2 protein-coding genes and 1 pseudogene are annotated in these 2192 nt (G+C 63.0%); all 3 read right to left on the bottom strand.

Translation table 11 applies throughout. The annotated features are described in order from the left end of the window. The coding region (locus EN906_RS31720; RefSeq protein WP_127375664.1) for an SDR family NAD(P)-dependent oxidoreductase at window positions 1-282 on the bottom strand (282 nt) is incomplete at its 3' end. A gap of 68 nt (window positions 283-350) precedes the next feature. Further along, the gene (locus EN906_RS31715; protein ID WP_127269481.1) at window positions 351-1862 is read right to left on the bottom strand and encodes an altronate dehydratase family protein; all 1512 of its coding nucleotides are present in this window, start codon (window positions 1860-1862) and stop codon (window positions 351-353) included. Between the two features lie 235 nt (window positions 1863-2097). Beyond that, a pseudogene (locus tag EN906_RS31710) lies at window positions 2098-2192 on the bottom strand (L-rhamnose mutarotase); the annotation flags it as partial.

The raw sequence follows: 2192 nt of genomic DNA, 5'->3' as shown, positions 1-2192 counted from the left end.
GCCGGCAATTCCGGCGGAATTGACCAGAATGGAAATCTTGCCGGCCAGCTCTTCGGTCCTGGCGCGCGCCGCGTCCACCGACGCCCAATCGGCGACGTCCACGGTCTCCGTCGTGGCGGCGCTGCCGAGCTCCTTCTTGGCGGTTTCGAGGCGGGCCTCATCGAGGTCCCACAAGGTTACCGTCGCGCCGGAGGCGACGAAACGTCTGGCCATCGCAAAGCCGAGGCCCTGGGCGCCGCCGGTGACCACAGCGTGCTGGCCGTCAAGATCGATCCTGTTCATGTCGAGCGGTTCTTTCCGTTTGAGCTACTTCCGGGATAAAGGCCGGCCTGCGCAGGCGGGCGATATCGCTACATGGTTGCGCCAAGGCTCCATGGCACGAACTCGTTGTCGCCATAGCCGAGCGCTTCCGACCTGGTGCGCCCGCCGGATGCGACGCGCAGGATCTCGGCGAAGATTTCCTCGCCCTTCTCGGCCAGCGAGACGCCGTCCAGTATGTCTCCGCAATTGATGTCCATGTCCTCGCGCATCTGCTCGAAGATAAAGGTGTTGGAGGCAAGCTTGATCGAGGGCGTCGGCTTGCAGCCGAAGGCCGAACCGCGGCCGGTGGTGAAGCACAATATGTTGGCGCCGCCGGCGACCTGCCCGGTGGCCGAGACCGGATCGTAGCCAGGCGTATCCATGAAGACGAGGCCGCGCTCGTTGATCGGCTCGGCATATTCCAGCACTGCGCGCAGATTGGTGGTGCCGCCCTTGGCGGAGGCGCCGAGCGATTTCTCCAGGATGGTCGTCAGCCCACCCAGCTTGTTGCCGGGCGAAGGGTTGTTGTTCATCTCCATGTCGTGCCTGGCGGTATAATCCTCCCACCAGCGGATGCGCTCGATCAGCTTTTCACCCACCGCGCGGCTCTCGGCGCGCAAGGCGAGAAGATGTTCGGCGCCATAGATTTCGGGCGTCTCCGAGAGCACGGCCGTGCCGCCTTGCCCGACAAGCAGGTCCACCGCAGCACCCAGTGCCGGATTGGCGCTGATGCCGGAGTAACCGTCCGATCCGCCGCATTGCAGTGCTAGCACCAGTTCGGAGGCTGGTTGCGGCGTCCTTTCGGCGGCGTTCACCGTAGGCAGCATGTCGACGATCGCCTTAACGCCGGCCTCGACTGTCTTTCGCGTGCCGCCGGTTTCCTGGATCGTCATCGTGCGGAAAATCGTGCTCTCCTCGATGTTGTACGACTGCATCCAGCGCGGAATCTGGAACGCTTCGCAGCCGAGCCCGACCATCAGCACGCCGCCGACATTGGGGTTCGTGGCAAAGCCCCATTGCGTGCGCTTCAGCAGGTCGTAAGCGGGACCCTTGGTGTCGATGCCGCAGCCAGTGCCGTGGACGAGTGCGATGATGCCGTCGATATTGGGATAGTCGCGCAGGATGCCAGACCGGTTGACCTCGTCGGTGATGAACCGGGCGACGCTGGCAGAGCAATTCACTGACGTCAGGACGGCGATGAAGTTGCGCGTGCCGACCTTGCCGCTCGGCCGACGGTAACCCATGAAGGTGGCCCGCTCGGCCTCGGCAACGATCTCGGTTTGCCTGGTATTGGTGCCGAAGACGTAGTCGCGTTCGAAATTGCGCAGATACACATTGTGCTCGTGAACCCAGTCGCCGGCGACGATGGGTTCCCGCGCAAAGCCAATGGTCTGGCCGTATTTCACGATCGGGTCGTCCGAGCCGATGTCGCGCAGGGCCATCTTATGCCCGCGCGGTATGCGCGCCTTCGCTGCCACGTCCCCGGCTTTGTCGCCGATCTTCAACGGATCGACCGCCAGAAGAATGTTGTCTGTATCCGACAGCTTGATGAACCGTGCCATGACCCAAACTCTGAAAAGGCTCTCCCCGACAAGGAGCGTCGAGAGGCAAAAGTGATTTGGAATACTAATATAATAGAATGTCAGTGGTCAAGGTGCGGTTGCGAAAGGCCTGGACTGCAGGGCGTTGCGGCGGATCGGTCAGGTGAGTGGCGTGCGATGAGAGCGCCTTGCGGCGCAGTTTGAGGGCGGCAAACGGCTGGATGAAACAACGGATCGCCGCCCGGCCGGGACACGGTCAGTCGAGATGGAAGACCTCTTCCATCGCCGCCCACCATTCGCCGTCGGCGCGCGTCGGCAGTGGCGTCTGCATGGGGTCGCACAGCTCCCACC

The organism is Mesorhizobium sp. M7A.F.Ca.CA.004.06.1.1, from assembly GCF_003999135.1.
Lineage (GTDB): Bacteria > Pseudomonadota > Alphaproteobacteria > Rhizobiales > Rhizobiaceae > Mesorhizobium.
This window is presented reverse-complemented; position numbering and strand designations above follow the sequence as displayed.

What these genes read in the sequence shown, in the direction of transcription:
- EN906_RS31715 (WP_127269481.1), bottom strand. Translation starts at nt 1,862, where the DNA reads ATGGCACGGTTCATCAAGCTGTCGGATACAGACAACATTCTTCTGGCG.